At 71.7% G+C, this 17,038-nt stretch carries 16 protein-coding genes; 8 read left to right on the top strand and 8 right to left on the bottom strand.

The features are described 5' to 3' along the window. Window positions 1-9 precede the first annotated feature (9 nt). Window positions 10-1,056 (top strand): LacI family DNA-binding transcriptional regulator, encoded by a 1,047-nt coding sequence (locus DEI85_RS06005; protein ID WP_110859355.1) that lies wholly within the window; start codon window positions 10-12, stop codon window positions 1,054-1,056. A gap of 124 nt (window positions 1,057-1,180) precedes the next feature. Here the strand turns inward: DEI85_RS06005 and DEI85_RS06000 are convergent, their stop codons facing one another. The 4 genes from DEI85_RS06000 to DEI85_RS05985 are packed head-to-tail and all read right to left on the bottom strand — an operon-like array spanning window position 1,181 to window position 6,875. Continuing rightward, on the bottom strand, window positions 1,181-3,652 hold the full coding sequence (locus DEI85_RS06000) for a glycoside hydrolase family 31 protein (RefSeq protein WP_111123158.1): 2,472 nt from the start codon (window positions 3,650-3,652) through the stop codon (window positions 1,181-1,183). 10 nt (window positions 3,653-3,662) lie between these two features. Next, window positions 3,663-4,574 (bottom strand): carbohydrate ABC transporter permease, encoded by a 912-nt coding sequence (locus tag DEI85_RS05995; RefSeq protein ID WP_110859353.1) that lies wholly within the window; start codon window positions 4,572-4,574, stop codon window positions 3,663-3,665. Continuing rightward, window positions 4,571-5,542 (bottom strand): carbohydrate ABC transporter permease, encoded by a 972-nt coding sequence (locus DEI85_RS05990; RefSeq protein ID WP_111123157.1) that lies wholly within the window; start codon window positions 5,540-5,542, stop codon window positions 4,571-4,573. Before DEI85_RS05990 ends, DEI85_RS05995 begins: the two co-directional genes overlap by 4 nt. Before the next feature lie 25 nt (window positions 5,543-5,567). After that, a complete protein-coding gene (locus DEI85_RS05985; protein WP_258376272.1) occupies window positions 5,568-6,875 on the bottom strand; it encodes an ABC transporter substrate-binding protein in 1,308 nt (435 codons plus the stop codon). 290 nt (window positions 6,876-7,165) lie between these two features. Between DEI85_RS05985 and DEI85_RS05980 the strand changes: the two genes are divergently transcribed. Continuing rightward, window positions 7,166-8,995, top strand: coding sequence for a BCCT family transporter (locus DEI85_RS05980; RefSeq protein WP_258376269.1), 1,830 nt, complete (start codon window positions 7,166-7,168; stop codon window positions 8,993-8,995). Between the two features lie 75 nt (window positions 8,996-9,070). Here DEI85_RS05980 and DEI85_RS05975 read toward each other — a convergent pair whose 3' ends face one another. From DEI85_RS05975 to DEI85_RS05965, 3 genes are read right to left on the bottom strand one after another with little or no spacing between them, the layout of a single operon-like run. Beyond that, window positions 9,071-10,225: a low temperature requirement protein A gene (locus DEI85_RS05975; protein ID WP_181436310.1), complete on the bottom strand. Its 1,155-nt coding sequence runs from the start codon at window positions 10,223-10,225 to the stop codon at window positions 9,071-9,073. Between the two features lie 10 nt (window positions 10,226-10,235). Next, a complete protein-coding gene (locus DEI85_RS05970; RefSeq protein WP_111123154.1) occupies window positions 10,236-10,919 on the bottom strand; it encodes a response regulator transcription factor in 684 nt (227 codons plus the stop codon). 4 nt (window positions 10,920-10,923) lie between these two features. After that, window positions 10,924-12,261, bottom strand: coding sequence for a sensor histidine kinase (locus DEI85_RS05965; protein ID WP_181436309.1), 1,338 nt, complete (start codon window positions 12,259-12,261; stop codon window positions 10,924-10,926). Between the two features lie 41 nt (window positions 12,262-12,302). Between DEI85_RS05965 and DEI85_RS05960 the strand changes: the two genes are divergently transcribed. After that, window positions 12,303-13,061: an NADPH-dependent F420 reductase gene (locus tag DEI85_RS05960; protein ID WP_258376268.1), complete on the top strand. Its 759-nt coding sequence runs from the start codon at window positions 12,303-12,305 to the stop codon at window positions 13,059-13,061. Here the strand turns inward: DEI85_RS05960 and DEI85_RS05955 are convergent. Further along, window positions 13,058-13,441, bottom strand: coding sequence for an ArsR/SmtB family transcription factor (locus DEI85_RS05955; RefSeq protein WP_110859345.1), 384 nt, complete (start codon window positions 13,439-13,441; stop codon window positions 13,058-13,060). The two genes, DEI85_RS05960 and DEI85_RS05955, sit on opposite strands and share 4 nt — an antisense overlap. Before the next feature lie 89 nt (window positions 13,442-13,530). On the opposite strand from DEI85_RS05955, the gene DEI85_RS05950 reads away from it, so the two are divergent. The 5 genes from DEI85_RS05950 (at window position 13,531) to DEI85_RS05930 (ending at window position 17,020) form a co-directional block, all read left to right on the top strand. Then, window positions 13,531-14,130, top strand: coding sequence for a type 1 glutamine amidotransferase domain-containing protein (locus DEI85_RS05950; protein WP_181430107.1), 600 nt, complete (start codon window positions 13,531-13,533; stop codon window positions 14,128-14,130). Next, window positions 14,123-15,070: an SDR family NAD(P)-dependent oxidoreductase gene (locus DEI85_RS05945; protein WP_111123151.1), complete on the top strand. Its 948-nt coding sequence runs from the start codon at window positions 14,123-14,125 to the stop codon at window positions 15,068-15,070. Before DEI85_RS05950 ends, DEI85_RS05945 begins: the two co-directional genes overlap by 8 nt. A gap of 82 nt (window positions 15,071-15,152) precedes the next feature. Continuing rightward, a complete protein-coding gene (locus DEI85_RS05940; RefSeq protein WP_110859342.1) occupies window positions 15,153-16,112 on the top strand; it encodes an alpha/beta hydrolase in 960 nt (319 codons plus the stop codon). Then, a complete protein-coding gene (locus DEI85_RS05935; RefSeq protein WP_111090600.1) occupies window positions 16,105-16,596 on the top strand; it encodes a nuclear transport factor 2 family protein in 492 nt (163 codons plus the stop codon). The genes DEI85_RS05940 and DEI85_RS05935 overlap by 8 nt, the downstream gene beginning before the upstream one ends. Window positions 16,597-16,663: 67 nt before the next feature. Continuing rightward, window positions 16,664-17,020: a nuclear transport factor 2 family protein gene (locus DEI85_RS05930; protein WP_258376266.1), complete on the top strand. Its 357-nt coding sequence runs from the start codon at window positions 16,664-16,666 to the stop codon at window positions 17,018-17,020. The last annotated feature ends 18 nt before the right edge of the window (window positions 17,021-17,038 follow it).

Genomic DNA, 17,038 nt, shown 5'->3' with positions numbered 1-17,038 from the left:
GGTGAGCGGATGGGCAAGGTCACGCTGCAGGACGTCGCCGCGCACGCCGGTGTCTCGATGAAGACCGTGTCCAACGTCGTCCGCGGCTACCAGCACGTCAGCGACCCCATGCGCAGCCGGGTACAGGCCGCCATCGACGAGCTCGGCTACCGGCCGAACGTGTCGGGCCGGTCACTCGCGACCGGGCGGTCGAACATGCTCGCCTTCGCGTTCCCCGACCTGCGTCGCCCCTACTTCGCGGAGCTCGCCCACGTCTTCTCGCGGGTCTGCGCCGACCGCGGCTACCAGCTCCTGCTCGAGGAGACCGCCGGCGACCCGGACGGCGAGCGCTCCGCCGTGCGGGGGCGTGAGGCCGGCGTGGTCGACGGGGTCGTGATCCACCCCCAGGTGCTCACGCCCGAGACGATCGACCGGATCCGCGGGGACACCGCCGTGGTGTTCCTCGGCGAGGACGTCCGGCCGCCGCACGCCGACCAGGTCGTCATCGACAACGCCGGCGCCGCCGCCGAGGCCGTCGCGCACCTCGTCGCGCTCGGTTGTCGCCGCATCGGGTTCTTCGGGCACGAGACCGGGCCGTCCTCGCGCACGTCCGGCCTGCGCCTGGACGGCTACCGCGCCGGACTCGTCGCCGCGGGCCTGCCGCTCGACGACGCGCTGCTGGTCCCCCGCGAGGTCGGCGACGCCGCCGGTGCCGAAGTCGCCTTCGGTGCGGCGCTCGACGCCGGCCTGCAGGTCGACGGGCTGCTCTGCCGCGACGACCTGGCGGCGCTCGGGGCGCTCCGGGCGATGCGCCTGCGCGGCCTGGACGCGCCCCGTGACGTCGCGGTCGTCGGCTGGGACGCGGTCGGCCTCGGGTCGAGCCTGGTGCCGAGTCTGACCTCCGTCGCACCCGACACGGTCGCCCTCGCCGGCACTGCCCTCGACCTGTTGGTCGAGCGGATGGACGGCTCCGAGGTGCCCGGTCGGCTCGTCACGGTCGGCCACCGCCTGCTCGTCGGCGAGAGCGCGCCGTACGCGGACGGCACGTCCGACCGGGCGGCGCACCAGGGCGCCTGACGACGGACAGGAGGCCCGGCGCGCGCCCGGCCACGAGCCTCCAGTCCGCAGTGTGGCCGGTCCCAGGGCACGTGGCGGGCCCGGCCACGGGCCTCCCCTCCGCCTCGTCCCACGTCGCCTGCCGTCAGCGGCCTGCGGGAGTCGACTCCCCCGGGTGCACGCTGCCGAGCAGCTCGACGACGACGTCCCGCAGGGCGTTCGGCAGGCCCACGGTGCCGAGCTCGACGATGCGCTCCGCACGCGGCAGGTCCTTCGCCACGACCTCCCACGCCTCGAGCTTCTCCGGGTTGCCGGCCTGCGCGCCCTCGAGGACCCGCCGGACGGCGTCCCGCGCGTCGACACCGACGACCGGTGCGCCGACCAGCGTGACCGAGCCACCCGACGCGGAGTCGACCGACAAGTCGACCGAGAACCGGTCGGCCGAACGCGCCGACGGCTCCTGGCCGTCGGCAGGTGCGGCGAGGAACGTGATCCGCCACTCGCGGTGGGCGGGGACGACGTCGAGGGCTCCGGTGGTGGCGTGCACCCGGAACTCGGCGTGCTCGGGGTCCCAGCTGAGACGTGTCCGGGCGGTGCGGCTGCCCTCGCCCTCGTGGTCCTCGACCATGGTGAAGGCACCCGGGGCACCTGGGGCGACGAGGACCTCGAACGCCGTCGGGTTGACGGTGGCGTCGAGCTGGTCGGCCGCGGCGAGCGGCAGGATCCCGCCGGCGCGCAGCAGGACCGGCACCGTGTCGAGCGTGCGGTGCAGGTCGACGAACCGGTCGCCCGCGTACACCGTGCCGGTGAAGACGTCGGTCCAGGTGCCCGGCGGCAACCAGGCCCGGGCGACCCCGTGCCGGCTGACCGGGTCGCGGGGTGCGACGATCGGGGCGACGAGCAGCTCCGAGCCGAACGCGTAGGTGTTCGGCACCCGGTACGCCTCGTCGCGGCGCGGCTCCAGGTGGTAGAGCGGCCGGACCAGCGCGGTTCCCTCGGCGGTGCCGTGGTTCATCGTGTGCAGGTACGGCACCAGGCGGTGGCGGAAGCGGAGCGCCTCGCCCATCGCTGCGCGCGCCTCGGCCGGGAACACCCACGGCTCCTTGCGGATGAACGGGTTGTTCGCCGAGTGCAGACGCATGATCGGCGAGAACACCCCGAACTGCACCCAGCGGGTGGCGAGCTCGTCGTCGCGGACGCCGCGGGTGTGGCCGCCGATGTCGTGGCTCCACCAGGGGTAGCCGATGTTCGCGGCGGTGGCGGTGAACTCGGGCTGGAACGCCAGGGACGCCCACGACACGACGGCATCGCCGGAGAACCCGACGGCGTAGCGGTGGCTGCCCGGGCCGGCGTAGCGCGAGAAGGTCATGCCGTCGACCGGGGCTGCAGCTTCGTCTGCGTCTGCGCCTGCGCCTGACGCGGTGTGTCGCGCCGAGTCGAGCAGGTGGAAGTGGTTGAGCAGCCACAGCGGGTCGACCCCGGGCAGCCCGGTCTCGCGGCCCTGCTGCCAGTCGATCCACCAGAAGTCGACGCCCTGCTCCTCGAGCGGGCGGTGCAGCTGTTCGAAGTACGCCTGCAGGAACCGGCGGTCCGTCGGGTCGAACGGGATCGGCTGCTCGGTCTCCGGGTCGACCCCCATCGCGCGCGCCACCGCGGGGTAGGCGTCCTCGAACGCCCGCACGCCGTCGGCCGGGTGCAGGTTCAGCGTCGTGCGCATCCCCCGGCGGTGCAGTTCGGCGAGGAACGCCCGCGGGTCCGGGAACAGCGACGGCTCCCACGAGTACCCCGTCCAGCCGTTGCCGAAGCGCGGCGGGACCGAGTCCACCCGGTGCCAGTCCATGTCGATGACGGCGACCGAGAACGGCAGGTGTTCGTCGGCGAAGCGGTCCAGCAGCTCGAGGTACGAGGTGTCGCTGTACGGGTGGTACCGGCTCCACCAGTTGCCGAGTGCCCACCGCGGCATCCGCGACGGCGGCCCGGAGACCGCGTGGTAGGTGCGCAGCGCGGCGTCGTAGTCGCGGCCGTACGCGAAGACCGTGACGTCGCGGCGCCCGGGGACCCGCGTGCCGATCCAGCCGTCGTCGGCGAACAGGAACGACTCGCTGTCGTCGAGCGCGGTGATGCCGTCGCGGGCCAGGATCCCCGGTTCGAGCGGCATCCGGCCGTCGACGTCGTCGAGGGTGCGGCCGGTGCCGCCGAGGTCGCGCGGCTCCTGCCCCCAGCGCCAGCGGTTGGCGTCCGGGCCGGTGGTCTCGACGACCAGGCCGCTCGGGCTGAACGGGCGGCCGTCGTAGCGCAGTCGGGCGCGGTCGGTGGTGACGACGACGCCGGCGGCGGTGCCGGTGCCGTCGGCGGCGGCCGTCCGCTCCACGGTGAACGCCGGCACGGGCAGGCGGCGGCGCATCGCGAAGGTCGATGCCCGGTCCTCGAACCCGCCGTCGTCGCTCCACTCGATGCGGAACGCCCCGGCGTCGAGCACGGTGATGCGCCAGTGGTCGCCGGTGACGACGGCTGCGGGGTCGGCGACCGGGTCCGAACCGGGGAACGGACGGATGGTGGGAAGGACGGCGCTGGTGGTGCCGGTGGTGGTGGTGCTGGTGCCGGTGGTGCTGCTCACGTGGTGCCTCTCAGCTCTTGACCGCGCCCTGCGTCACGCCGCTGATGACCCAGCGCTGCGCGAACAGGTAGACGATGATCGTGGGCGCCATCGCCATCAGGTACGAGGCGAAGGCGACGTTGTAGTTGGTGCCGAACTGACTCTGGAAGATGTTCTGCACCACGGGCAGGGTCTGCAACCCCGGATCCGCCGTGATGAGCGACGGCATCATGAAGTCGTTCCACGATGCCAGGAACGCGAAGATGCCGACCGTCGCGTTCATCGGGCCGAGGAGCGGCAGGATGATCCGCCAGAAGATCTGCCACGTGGATGCCCCGTCGATGCGAGCGCTCTCCTCCAGCTCCACGGGGATCGACCGCAGGTACGCCGAGTAGAGCAGCACGCTGAACGACAGTTGGAACATGGCGTGCAGGATCCCGACGCCGATCGGGTTGTCGAGGCCGATCTCGGCGGTCAGCTTGATCTGCGGCAGCGCCACCACCGGGAACGGCAGGAACATCGCCGCGAGCAGGTAGACGAACGAGTAGCGGAAGAACCGCTTGTGCCAGTTCCGGACGATCGCGTACGAGGCGAACGAGCTGAGCAGCAGCGTGGCGACGACGGTGAGCGCCGCGACGCCGAGGGACACCGAGAAGGACACCGGGAACCGGGTCAGCTGCCACGCCTCGGCGAAGGAGCCCGGGTTGAACGGGAACGGCAGCGAGAGCGCGTTGCCGTCGACGGACTGCTCGGTCGTCTTGAACGCCATCGAGAGCGTCACGTACAGCGGGATGAGCACGGTCAGCGACGCGAGGCCGAGGACCACGGTCAGGGTCCAGTTCGTACCGCCCAGTCGTCGGCGGTGGCCGCGGCCGGAACGACCGGCGCCGCCGGTGGTCACGGCGCGGGTGTCGGTCGGGGGTCGTGTGTCGATGGCGGTCATGCGAGTCGCAGGTTCCTTCCGCGGGTCGCCGCGAGCTGCAGCACGGAGATGAGGACGGTGATGATGAAGAACACGGTCGCGTTCGCCATCTGGTAGGCGTAGTCGCCGCCGGTGAAGCCGCCGAAGATGGTCATCGCGACGCTGCTCGTCGCGCTGCCGGGGCCGCCGTTGGTCAGACCGACGATCACGTCGTAGGCGCCGAGGTAGCCCTTCACGCCGAGCACGGTGTTGATGACGATGAAGCCACCGAGCAGCGGGAGCGTGATCGAGCGCAGCTGCTTCCAGCCGGTCGCGCCGTCGAGCGCACTGGCCTCGTACAGCTCCTCGGGGATGGATGTGAGACCCGCCGTGTAGATGAGGAGCGCGCCGGGCACGGTCTGCCAGGCGGACACGATCACGATCGCGAGCCAGGCGAGGTTCGGGTCGCCGAGGATGCTCTGCTCGAGCGGGCCGAAACCGACGCTCGTGGCCAGGGCCGGCACGGTGTTCGAGAACAGGAAGTTGAACACGTAGGCGACGATGATCCCGGAGATCACCATCGGGATGACGAACACCGACCGCAACCCGGCGGCGAACCGGATCTTCTTCGCCAGGGCGATCGCCAGGGACAGCGCGACGACCTGCGTGACGACGACGGTGACCGCCGCGAAGCCGAGCGTGAAGCCGTACGACGCCAGGATCGCCGGGTCGGAGACGAGCGCCTTGTAGTTCTCGATGCCGATGAAGTCCCACTGCCCGAACCCGAGGTAGTCGGTGAAGCTGTAGAACACGCCGACGCAGGCGGGGGCGACGACGAACGCCGTGAACAGCACGAGGGCCGGCACGAGGAACAGGTAGTACATGCCCTCGGTGCGGCTGAGTGAACCGACACCGCGCGCGCCCACACGTCGGTGCGTGCGGGCGGCGTCGGTCGCCGGTCCGGAGGTCTCCGGGTCGGTGTCGCGGGAGAGCGGGGTCTGCATGGTCATGGTGGCTCCTGTGTCCTGGTCCGGCTCAGACCGTCGCGGAACGGCCGGCGAGCCGCCGCCAGTCCGAGTCGAGCCGCTGCAGCATCGAGGTGAAGTCCCCGCTCCGGATCGCCGACTGCAGGTAGTTGCCGAGCGGGATCGACGTGGGGATGAAGGTGCCGGCGCCCTGGTAGAACGCCGCGTCGTCGACGTACTGCTGCAGGCCGGCGAGGCGCTCGTCCTGCTGCGGCGGTGCGTCGATGCGGGGCGAGTACGCCAGGTTGTCGCGGTTGTAGGCGTCGATGACCTCGGGCTGCATGAGGAACTCGACGAGCTCCTTCGCCTGCTCCGGGTGCTCGGACGCCGTGGGGATCCAGAGCCCGAGGTCGATGTTGACCCGGGCCTTGCGGTCGGCCGGGTCGTTCGACACCGGCAGGGCGAAGGTGCCGACGGGCAACTTCTCGTCGATGAGCGCGATCTGCCCGAGCGCCCACGGGCCCTGCAGGTACATCGCGGCCTCGCCCTTGCCGAACGCCAGGTTGCCGTCGGCGTAGGCCCGGGTGGCGTGGTCGCGGTTGAAGAACGACGAGATGGTCTTCGCGCGCTCCATCGGCACCGCGAAGTCCTTCTCGAACGACACCTCGGAGTCGGGACCGACGTCGGCGCCGAGGGCCTTCATCCTGCGGAAGAACGAGCCGGTGTCGACGAGGCTGCCCACCGAGTAGTCGAACAGGCCCTGCCAGAGCGTCCAGGTGTCCCGGTCGGTGGCGTAGATCGGCGTGATGCCGGCCTTCTGCAGCGTCCGGCAGACCTCGACGAACTCGTCCCACGTCGTCGGGACCGGCAGGTCGTGCTCGGCGAAGATCCGCTTGTTGTAGATCACCCCGGCCGCCGCGAGCGAGTACGGCAGCACGCTCGTGCGGTCCTCGAACTTCGCGTACTGGTTCGTCAGGGTGTCGATGTCCGGTCGGACCCGCGCTGCCGACGGCAGGTCGCTGAGGTCGCTGAGCACGCCGCGCGAGATGTACCGGGCGAGCTCGAGGTTGTCGTTGAAGCACCCGACGTCGGCCGGTTCGCCGCGCACGAACTGCGGGGCGATGGCCGCCGTGCTGTCGTGCACGACCGACATGCCGGCGTGCTCCCCCTCGAACTTCCGCAGCAGCTTGTCGAAGTAGGCGATGACCTCCTGCTTCTGCTCGTAGAAGCGGAGCGTCGTGGCACCACCGGCGGCACGCCCCGGGGTCGCGCACCCGGCGAGCGCCATCGTGCCGAGTGCGATGCCACCGGCCGCGCCCGCGAGGAACCCCCGCCGGCTCACCGCGGCCTGGAGTGTTGCGGTCCTGCTTCCCACCATCGGGTCTCTCCCTCGTTGCGCATCGTCGCGCAGGCTCCTGTTTACAGCGCTGTAAAGCGCACGTCAACGTTGTAATCGCATGTGGCAGTGGTCGGTGCGCCCCACGGACGGGAGGCACAGTGCCATCCCGCCCCGCGCCTCCCGTCCGCCGAAGCGCGCGTCCACGGCCGCGAGTCGCCGCCTGGTCCACGAGCACGCGGCGCGCTGGGACGGAGACGGCGCGGAGCGCATCGTCGGCCAGGACACGCCTGGTCGAACGTACAGGAACGCGAGCGGGCACCATGGACTGCATGGCAAGCACCACTCCTCCCCTGCCCGGACCCGTGACCACGACACCGCAGTTGCGGCGGTGGGTGTTCTGGCCCGCCGCCGTCATCGTGCTGGGGTTCGTGGCCTTCACCCTGATCTCACCCTCCACCGCCGAGGCGCTGTTCCTCGGTCTGCAGGACGGCATCGTCAAGAACTTCAGCTGGTACTACGTGCTGATCGCCGCGTTCTTCGTCGGCTTCTCGCTGTTCGTCGGCTTCAGCCGCTTCGGTGACATCAAGCTCGGCAAGGACCAGGACGAGCCCGAGTTCTCGACCGGTTCGTGGTTCGCACTGCTCTTCGCCGCCGGCATGGGCATCGGCCTCGTCTTCTACGGCGTCTCCGAGCCCCTCAGCCACTTCGCCTCCCCGCGCCCCGGCGTCACCGGCAACGAGAAGGAGCTCGCGCAGCAGGCCCTCACGCAGACGTTCCTGCACTGGGGCCTGCACGCGTGGGCGATCTACGTCGTCCTCGGCCTCGCCCTGGCGTACGCGATCCACCGCCGGGGTCGCCCGGTGTCGATCCGCTGGGCCCTCGAACCGCTGCTGGGCAACCGCGTGCGCGGCGGCTGGGGCAACCTGATCGACGTGGTCGCCCTGGTCGGCACGCTGTTCGGCGTCGCGACCTCGCTCGGCCTCGGGGTCATCCAGATCGGCGCCGGCCTCGAGAGCGCGGGCATCGCCGACAGCAGCATCGTCAGCCAGATCGCCATCATCGCGGTGATCACCGCCGTCACGATCGTCTCGCTCGTCACCGGCGTGACCAAGGGCATGAAGATCCTGTCGAACTTCAACCTGCTGCTCGCCGCCGCACTGCTGCTGTTCGTGCTCATCGTCGGGCCGACGCAGTTCCTGCTCCGCGACTTCGTGCAGTCGATCGGCTCCTACCTGCAGAACATCGTCGGCCTGTCGTTCAACGTCACCGCGCAGCAGGGCGCCGAGGGCGAGGCCTGGCAGGGCGCCTGGACCACCTTCTACTGGGGCTGGTGGATGTCGTGGGCGCCCTTCGTCGGTGTCTTCATCGCCCGCATCTCCAAGGGCCGCACCGTCCGCCAGTTCGTGTTCGGCGTCCTCCTGGTGCCGACTGCGCTCACGTTCCTGTGGTTCGCCGTCCTCGGCGGCACCGCGATCCACCGCCAGACCGACGGCTCGGGGGGCCTGATCGGCTCGGACGGCTCGGTCGACATCGAGGGGTCGCTGTTCGCGGTCCTCGGCGACCTGCCCGCCGGCATGGTCCTGACCTACGGCGCGATCCTGCTCATCGGCGTGTTCTTCGTGACCTCGTCGGACTCCGGTTCGCTCGTGATGGCGATGATCGCGTCGGGCGGTGACATCGAGCCGAAGAACTGGCTGCGGGTCTTCTTCGCCGGTGTCGCTGCACTGCTCGCCGTCGCCCTGCTGCTCAGCGGTGGACTGAACGCCCTGAAGACCGCGGCGATCACGACCGCGTTGCCGTTCAGCGTCGTCCTGATCCTGACCTGCTGGTCGACGATCATCGCCTTCACGCGCGAGCGCCGCGCCTACGACAAGGCCGAGCGCGAGGTCCTGCTCGAGCACGTCGGCGCCTACTACGGCCTCGAGGTCGAGGCGCCGACCGAGCGTCCGGCACGGTCCGGCCTCGGCCGTCCGTGGGCCGCGGTGAAGAACCGCGTGCGCGGCGGCCGCGGAACCGCGTCCTCGGCGGTGGAGGCCGGTGCGCTCGAGGACTTCCCGGTGCGGCCGTCGTCGGTCTCGGCCGACCCGGCGGTCGACCCGAGCCTCGACGCGCGTCCGACGTCGGCCGACACGTCGGCGACGGAGCACCCCGAGCGCTGACGGGTGGTCGACGCGACCACCTGACGGACGGGAGGCACGGTGCCAGCCGGCGCCGTGCCTCCCGTCCGTCGTCCGTCAGGTGTCGGTCCGTGCGGACGCGACCTCGAGGGTCACGACGACCGCCGCCACGGCGAGCGCCGTGACCGGCAACGACACCGCCGGCACCGCGATCGACGCGAGGACCACGAGCACCAGGGCCACCACGACGGCGTTGGCCCGTGCCGACAGCGACGGCCGGATCGCGAGCGACCAGATCGACAGCACGAACACCGCGACCGGTACCGCGACGGTCGCGGCGACCGAGGCGGAGGACAGCTCGACGTGTCCGGCGTCGGCGCTGACCGCGACCTCGATGCCGGCCGGCAGGGCGCCGGCGGCGGCGAAGACGAAGTAGTGGCCGTAGCCGAACACGAGCGCGGTGGGCAGCGAGCGGATGTGCGCGTGCTGCTCGCGTGAGAAGTAGATCCACCACATGCCGACGGTGATCACCAGCCCGCAGCCCGCGAGCGCCAGCAGGGCTCCGAGGTGTTCGGTGTGCGAGAGGGCGTCGATCACCGCGCCGGCCGAGGCCACCAGCCCCTCGCCCAGGACGATGAGGGTGAACAGGGAGAACCGCTCGGCCAGGTGCCGGGTGTGCCACGGGGCCGTCCCCGTCGAGGTCTGCGCCCAGATCGGCACGGACAGCTCGGCGAGCACGAGGAACGGTGCCGCGTACCCCCAGAAGTCGTCGGGCAGGGCCAGGGAGAGCACCCAGAGCAGCTGCACGACCGTGATGCCGACGGCGTGCAGAGTGGCGGTCCGGCGGTAGCGGGTGGAGGATGCGGCGGCGCGGATCCACTGCCCGACCAGGGCCAGCCGCATGACGACGTACCCGATGATGCCGATCGTGAAGTCGTTCTCGACCATGGCCGCGTGCACCCCGGCGGCGAGGACGAGCACCCCGGCCATCTGCACGAAGGTCATCACCCGGTAGAGCCAGTCGTCGGTGTCGAACGACGTGGCGAACCACGTGAAGTTCATCCAGGCCCACCAGATCGAGAAGAACACCAGCCCGTAGGACAGGACGGCGGAGGTGACGTGTCCCTCGACCTCGATCTCGTGCAGGTTCGTCGCGGCGAAGCCGACCGCGACGACGAACACCAGGTCGAACAGGAGCTCCAGGGGGCTCGCGGCCCGGTGTCGTTGGTCGGGGTCGCGCGGCACCATCCGGCGCAGTCCGATGGTCGTCATCTCCGGCTCCTCAGCGCTGTTCGGAGCGCTGTTCGCGCAGGTAGGTGAGCACCGCACGGACACGACGGTTGGCGTCGTCCGGTGTCAGGTCGAGCTTCGTGAACACGTTGCCGACGTGCTTGGCGACGGCGGCGTCCGACAGGTGGAGCGCCGCGGCGATGTCGGCGTTCGAGGCGCCCTCGGCCATGTGCGTCAGCACGGTCCGTTCGCGGTCGGTCAGGCGGGACAGCGGGCTGGGTGCGGCGCGGCCCCCGGTGAGGTGCCGGACCACTTCGGGGTCGACCACGACGCCACCGTCCGCCACGGTCTCGAGCGACCGGAGGAACGTCGGCACCTTGCCGACGCGGTCCTTCAGCAGGTAGCCGACACCGCCGTCGCCGTCGTCGAGCAGGTCCTGCACGGAGGCGGCCTCCACGTACTGGGACAGCACCACCACGGGCAGCCCGACGTGCTCCCGGCGCAGGGCGATCGCGGCACGCAGCCCGTCGTCGGTGCCGTCGGGGGGCATCCGGACGTCGGTGAGCACGAGGTCGGGGGCCTCCCCCGCCGCGACGAGGGCGGTCACGCCGGACACCAGGCCGACGGCGTCCTCGGCCGTCCCGACGACGGCGTGCCCGAAGCGTTCGAGCAGGCTGACCAGGCCGGCACGCAGGAGGACGGAGTCCTCGGCCACGAAGATCTTCACGAGCGTCATTGGATCACGAGTCGGTGCGGTCACGCTCGCGCAGGGGCACGGCCGCATCGCGCAGGGGCACGGCCACGTCGCGCGGCGGCACCGCCTCGGCGTGCAGCGGCACCGTGAACCGGAGCGCCGTCGGGCCGCCCGCCGGGCTGTCGACCACGAGCGTCCCGCCGAGCACCGCCGCACGTTCACGCAGACCGTCGAGCCCACCGCCGGGCGTGGGTACCGCACCGCCCGTCCCGTCGTCCACCACCTCGAGCCGGAACCATCCGTCCGCTGCCCCGGCGGTCACCGACACCGCATGGGCGGCACCGTGCCGGACGGCGTTCGTGAGCGCCTCGCTCACGACGAAGTACGCCGCCGTCTCGGTCCGCGCCGGCAGCCGCTCCGGCAGGCGGACGTCGACGCGGACGGGCAGCGGCGAGCGCGCGGCCAGCTCGTCGACCGCGGCACCGAACCCGTGGTCGACGAGCACCCGGGGATGGATGCCGCGCACGCTGTCCCGCAGCGCCCGGACGGCGTCGTCGACGTTGTCGGTGATCCGGTCGGCCGTGGTGCGCAGTGCGTCGAGGTCGGGTCGGTCCCGCTCCGCGGCCGCTGCGACGGCCGCGTCGAGTTCGACGACGAGCAGGCCGACGTTCATCGCGAGCACCGTGAGCTGCTGCTGGGCGCCGTCGTGCAGGTCGCGTTCGATGCGCCGGCGTTCGGCGTCGAACCCGTCGAGCAACGCCTGCCGGGAGTACGTGAGCTCCTCGACGCGCTGCTCGAGCACCTCGGCCCGGCCGGAGAGCAGCGTGCGGGCGATCGACACCTCGGCGAGCGCCAGGGCGGCGAACCCGTAGAGCGCGACGACGAGCACCGCCATCGACCCGGCCAGCACGACCGGTGCGGCGAGGTGCAGCCCGGCGACCGCGTTCCCGATGACGTCGTCGGGCCGGGGTGCGCCGCCGATCGACGCGCGTACGGCGAGCACGAGGGCGACCAGCGTCAGCACCAGGAGCGCGAACCCGGCGGCGGCGAAGGCGGCGAACACGACCAGGTGCCCGAGTTCGCGCCAGACCACCTGGTCGCGGAGTCGTTCGCGGATCCCGCCCGGGCGGTTCCGGCGGACAGCACGGGGGTCGGCGATGCGCGGCTCGCCGATCACGACCGGGTGCCACCGCTCGAAGCGGGCGATCAACACGGCCCAGAAGGGGGCGACGAACCAGGTGGCCACCACCGGCGCCGCGAGGACGAGCCCGAGTGCGGCGGTCAGGGCGACGAACAGCACCGACCGCCACGGGGTCGACGAGAGGAGGAACCGCCACGGCGCGATGCGCCAGTGCGGCTGGTCGGGGCGGGTCGCGCTCGGCACGTGCCCACGGTAGGGGCCCGCGCGGCTCGGCACCACCGGCCGTGCCGAGACCCGGCGCGGATACGTCGAGTGACGGATGCCGCCGTCGGCGTCGACGAGCGACCGTTGCTCGGAACCCATCCGGATCGAGGAACAGGAAGCACATGACCACCACCCCCATCGAGACCCTCGGCATCATCGGCGCCGGCAACGTCGGCGCGCAGATCGCCCGCCGCGCGATCGCCGTCGGGCTCGACGTCGTCCTCGCGAACTCCCGCGGGCCCGAGACGCTCGAGTCGCTGATCGACGAGCTCTCCCCCGGTGCCGGAGCAGCCACCGTCGCCGACGCCGCCCGGGCCGGCGACGTGGTCGTCGTCTCGATCCCGATCAACGGCTACCGGGACCTGCCGGCCGAGGCGTTCGCGGGCAAGGTCGTCGTCGACACCGGCAACTACTACCCGGAGTTCTTCGGACCCGTGGACGAGCTCGAGCAGGGCGCGGTGCCGACCACCTCCGAGCTGCTCCAGCGGTCGCTGCCGGACGCCCGGGTCGTCAAGGCGTTCAACAACCTCGGTGCCGCCGACGTCACCACGGACGGGTCCCCCGCGGGCACGCCGGGGCGCCGAGCCCTGACCGTCGCCGGGGACGACGCGGACGCGAAGGCCGTCGTCACCGAGCTGCTCGAGCGGTTCGGGTTCGACGTGGTCGACGTCGGGCCACTCAGCGAGGGCTGGCGGTACGAGCGCGACCAGCCGGCGTACGGGGTCCGGCACGACCGGGCCGGCATGACCGCCGCACTGGCGGCAGCGGCTCGCCGCTAGCCCGGGGGCGACACCTCGGGCGCCGCCCGCGCCTCGGGGTCGTCCCGCACCGCAGCCGCGACGAGCGTGTCGAGCAGCCCTGGCCAGCGCGCGTCGAGCGCGTCCCGGCGCAGCTGCACGGCGTGCTCGCGCCCCGTCACCCGCGTCCGGGTCAGGCCCGACTCGCGCAGCACCTTGAAGTGGTGCGAGAGCGTCGTCTTGTGGATGTCGAGCCGGTAGTCGGTGAGGTTGCACGGGTGGTGGTCGCCGTCCGACAGCCGCTCGATGATCACCAGTCGCGCGGGGTCACCGGCCGCCCGGAGCACCCGCACCAGTTCGAGGTCCTCGACGGCGGGCAGGGGGAAGGGGTCGTGCCCGACCGTCGACTCTTCGTTTGACATGCATCAAACCTATCAGGGATGATCCCAATGGTTTGATGCTTGTCAAACAATGCCGAGGCAACGGCCTCGACGCCGAAGGAGTGACCACCGTGCCTACCACCACCGACCGCCACGTCACCGACAACCGCGCCGCGATCCGCGCCGACCGACCCCCGGTCGGCCGGATCGCGATCGTCACCGCGGACCGCGTCGAGGACGTCGAGTTCTTCTACCCCTACTACCGCTTCGTCGAGGCCGGCTACGACGTCGACGTCCTGACGCCCGACGGCGGGACCCTCACCGGGTACGTCGGCCTGTCGCTGCGGACCGGGCTGCAGCGCGTCGCGGACGCCACCGCCGAGCACTACGACGCGGTCTTCATCCCCGGCGGCCTGGCCCCGGCCGAGGTCCGGACCGTCCCCGAGGCCCTGTCGTTCGTCCGGGACTTCGCCGCCACGGGCCGACTCATCGGCTCCGTGTGCCACGGACCCCAGGTCCTGGCCTCCGCCGGGCTGGTCGACGGACGCAGCCTGACGTCCTGGCACGAGGTCGCCGACGAGGTCCGTGCAGCGGGCGGCACCTGGATCGACGAGCCGGTCGTCGAGGACGGCCAGTTCGTCACCGCCCGGAAACCCGGGGACATGCCGCAGCAGCTGGCCCGGATCCTCGAGCGGCTCGCCACGGCACGGACGGAGCGCGACGATGTCTGACCCCGTCCGCACCCCCTTCTCCGCATCCGCCACCGCGGCCGACGTCCTCGCCGGCGTGGACCTGCACGGCCGCCGGTACCTGGTGACCGGAGGCGCCTCCGGCATCGGCGAGGAGACCGTCCGCGCCCTCGCCGGCGCCGGAGCCGAGGTCGTCGTCGGGGTGCGCGACACGGCCCGCGCCGATGCGGCGTTCGCCGACCTGGAGGCCCGTGGCCGGGTCGTGCCGCGAGCGCTCGACCTCAGCGACCTCGGTTCCGTGCGCCGCTTCACCGGCGCGTGGCAGGGCCCGGTCGACGGGGTGGTCGCCAACGCCGGCGTGATGGCCCTGCCCGAGAAGCAGCTCGCCGCATCGGGCTGGGAGATGCAGCTCGCGACGAACCACCTCGGCCACTTCGCCCTGCTGCTCGGCCTGCGGGAGCACCTGTTCGCGGCCGGGTCCGCGCGGGTGGTGACGGTGAGCTCGACCGCGCACCTGCGCTCCCCGTTCCACTTCGAAGACCCGCACTTCGCGGTGCGTCCGTACGACCGGTGGGCCGCCTACGCGCAGTCGAAGACGGCCGACGTGCTCCTCGCGGTGGGCGTCGCCGACCGCTGGGCGGAGCACGGCGTCACCGCGAACGCCGTGATGCCCGGCTGGATCACGACCCGACTGCAGCGCCACCTCGACGACGCGACGCTCCGGGCGATGGGCGCGCTCGACGACGACGGCAACCGGATCGAGCAGCCGTTCTTCAAGACGCCGGCGCAGGGCGCGGCGACGTCGGCACTGCTGGTCGCCTCCCCGCTGGTCGCCGGCGTGACCGGGCGGTACTTCGAGGACAACCAGGAGTCACCGGTGCTCGACGACGGCACCGGCCACGACCGCGGGGTGGCGCGGTACGCGCTGGACCACGGCGACGCGGAGCGGCTCTGGACGCTGGGTGCCGGATACGTCACCTGACGGATGCTGCCGGGACGGGCCTCCTGTCAGCGTGGAGCACGCCACGCACCATCCGTCACCAGCGACCAACGAGGAGCCCACCATGACCGGAAACCCGAAGCACATCGCCCTGGAGCCCGCCGCCCAGGAGTTCGTCGACGCGACGTCGAACCCGCCGTTCCTGAACGACCTGCCGCCCGCCGAGGGACGCAAGGCGGTCGACTCCGTGCAGGACTCCCCCATCTTCAAGCCCGAGGTCGACGAGGAGTGGCTGGAGATCGAGGGCGGTCCCACCGGCACCGTGAAGATCCGCCTGGTCAAGCCGGCCGGCACCACCGCGAACCTGCCCGTGATCCTGTACGTGCACGGTGCCGGCTGGGTCTTCGGCGACGCCCACACCCACGACCGCCTGGTGCGCGACCTCGCCATCGGGTCGAACGCCGCCGTCGTGTTCCCGGAGTACGACCGCTCGCCCGAGGTCGGCCACCCGGTCGCACTCGAGCAGTCGTACGCCGCGGCCCAGTGGGTCGTCAAGGAGGGTGGCGACAAGGGGCTCGACGCCTCGCGCTTCGCGGTCTCGGGTGACTCGGTCGGCGGCAACATGGCGATCGCCCTGGCACTCCTCGCCGCCGAGCGCGGGGACGTCGAGTTCGTGAAGCTCGTCGCCTTCTACCCGGTGACGAACGCCGCGTTCGACACCGGTTCGTACGAGGAGTTCGCCGAGGGATACTTCCTCACCCGCGCCGGCATGCAGTGGTACTGGGACCAGTACACGACCGACGAGGCCGTGCGTGCCCTGCCCACGGTGTCGCCGCTCCGTGCGCCGCTCGAGGTGCTCGCGACCCTGCCCGAGACCCTCGTCATCACCGGCGAGGCCGACGTGCTCCGCGACGAGGGCGAGGCCTTCGCGGCACGCCTGCGCGAAGCCGGCGTCAAGGCGACGAACGCCCGGTTCGGCGGCATCGTCCACGACTTCGTGATGGTGAACGCGCTGCACGACACCGAGGCCGCGAAGCACGCGCTGATGCTCGCCACCGCGTCGCTCCGCGCAGCCCTTGCCTGAGCAGGAGCACGGCCGCGCGGGCACCCCGGAGACGCTCGAGACGCTCGTCGCGCGCGAGGAGATCCGCACCCTGCTGGCGACCTACGCCCGCGGGGCCGACCGTCGCGACGCGGTGCTCGAGGCGTCCGTGTTCACCGAGGACGGGGTCGTCGTGCTGTACGACGGCGACCCCTCCTCGCACGATCCGGTCGACACGATCCACGGCCGCGAGCACCTGGCCGAGACGTTCGCCGGACTGATCGCGCAGTACGAGGTGACGACGTACCTCAACGGCCAGTCCACGATCCGGTTCACGGGGCCCGACGCCGCCGAGGGCGAGACGTACTGCGTCGCGTTCCACGTGCTGCACGACGGGGACGAGCGGGTGCTGCTGACGATGTCCATCCGCTACCTCGACCGGTTCGTGCGGGCCGAGGGCGCGTGGGCGATCGCGCACCGGGACCTCGTCTTCGACTGGACCGACCGGTCCCCGTCGCACACTTGACGAAGACCGCCACCACCGCACCCCGACACCGACACCGACACCGACACCGACACCCGACGGAGACACCATGTCGCAACCGCTCGAATCGCTCATGCACGCCAACCTGTTCGAGGTGTTCGGGGAACGCGACCCGGACCGCCGCCGCGCCACCATCGAGCGGACGTACGCCCCGGACGTCGAGTTCCTGGACCCCGACGAGGTCGTCACCGGCCACGACGCCCTGCACACCAAGGCGCAGCGCCTGCTCGACGAGGCCCCCGGGTTCGTGTTCTCGCCGGCCGGCCCGGTCTACGAGAACCACGGGATGGGGTACCTCGCCTGGCACTTCGGCCCGGAGGGGCAACCGCCCGTCGTGTCCGGGATGGACATCTGCTTCGTCGAGGGCGACGTGATCGCGAAGGTCTACACGCTGCTGACCAGCTGAACCCACCTGCGGACGCCC

It is taken from the genome of Curtobacterium sp. MCBD17_026 (genome assembly GCF_003234895.2).
GTDB classification, from domain to species: domain Bacteria; phylum Actinomycetota; class Actinomycetes; order Actinomycetales; family Microbacteriaceae; genus Curtobacterium; species Curtobacterium flaccumfaciens.
The sequence above is the reverse complement of the archived record's forward strand: the minus strand, read 5'-3'. Positions and strand labels throughout refer to the sequence as shown.